The following is a 1,363-nucleotide window of genomic DNA, read 5'->3' as shown; positions in this document are numbered from 1 at the left end:
GGGCTTAATGAGATGGTCAGCCTGACCGAGAAGCCCTGCAGGTTTACGCTTGCAGGGCTTTTCTCGTTTTCGGCGGAGGATCTCTCATGAATACGATGACGCTTCTCGGTATCGACATTGGCAAACACAGTTTCCACCTGCATGGCCAGGATGCCAAAGGTCATCAGGTATTGCGCAAGAAAACCAACCGCGGCCAATTGCTCAGCACATTGGCGCAGGTACCGTCCTGTACGGTGGTAATGGAGTCCTGCGGCGGCGCCCATTGGCTGGCTCGACAGATTGGTGCATTGGGCCACGAGGTGAAGCTGATCGCCCCGCAGTACGTCAAACCATTCGTCAAAGGCAACAAAAACGACTTCATTGATGCCGAAGCGATTTGCGAGGCGGCGAGCCGCCCCGCGATGCGCTTCTGCTCGATCAAAACCGCAGAGCAACAAACGCTTTCAGCCCTGCATCGTGTCCGTAAATCTTTGATTGGCCAGCGAACCGTCGCGACCAACCAGATTCATGGCTTTCTGCTGGAGTTCGGGATCAGCCTGCCTATAGGTGCCGCTGCGTTGCACCGCGTGCCGGCGCTGTTGGACGACCCGCAGCACCCGGTTCCGTTGCGCCTAAAGGGCGTAGTGATGCGTCTCCATCATCAAATTCAACAGCTGAATGATGAAATCAAGGACATCGAGTCCGATCTGAAGCAGCAGCTGAAAGAAGACGATGCCGGGAGTCGTTTGCAGAGTATTCCTGGCATCGGCCCGATCACCGCCAGCGCGGTATTGGCGGATGTGGGCGATGCGTCGAACTATCGAAGTGGACGCGATTTTGCCGCTTCGCTAGGGCTGGTGCCGAGGCAGTATTCGACGGGCGGAAAAACAGTACTACTGGGGATCAGCAAGCGCGGCGACAAGCACATCCGCCAACTGCTGGTGCAGGGCGCGCGATCCATCATGCAGCATATCGATAAGCGGGAAGACGCCTTGGGGCCCTGGGTTCGAGAGCTGCTGACGCGTCGCCACTCCAATGTTGTCGCGTGCGCGCTGGCGAACAAACTGGCGCGCATCGTGTGGGCGGTACTGGCCAAAGGCGGCCAGTACGACCCACATCCGAACGCTTGAACAGCTTTACCACCGGCTTTTGCGACGTCACTGACTGATGACAGTAAACGGCAAACGGCCCGACTGAGAACCTGGCATAAAAATCAGCTTTAGAGGCTGAGGGGTTTTTCAGGACAGTCGGGAGCGGCTACTCATCGAGGGCCGAGCGTTGTTACAGCAACGCTCACAACGAGCCCGGATACATTAGCGCAAGCCAGCTTTACCGAAAACAGCCCATGAGGTTGCAGGAGATGGGCTGACCATACATTTTTATG

At 56.9% G+C, this 1,363-nt stretch carries 1 protein-coding gene; it reads left to right on the top strand.

Annotation, left to right across the window (positions count from 1 at the left end):
* The first annotated feature begins 86 nt into the window (after positions 1-86).
* Positions 87-1,109 (top strand): IS110 family transposase, encoded by a 1,023-nt coding sequence (locus K0F88_RS31970; protein ID WP_015093115.1) that lies wholly within the window; start codon positions 87-89, stop codon positions 1,107-1,109.
* The last annotated feature ends 254 nt before the right edge of the window (positions 1,110-1,363 follow it).

It is taken from the genome of Pseudomonas sp. UMAB-40, from assembly GCF_900095275.1.
Lineage (GTDB): Bacteria > Pseudomonadota > Gammaproteobacteria > Pseudomonadales > Pseudomonadaceae > Aquipseudomonas > Aquipseudomonas mandelii_B.
The sequence above is the reverse complement of the archived record's forward strand: the minus strand, read 5'-3'. Positions and strand labels throughout refer to the sequence as shown.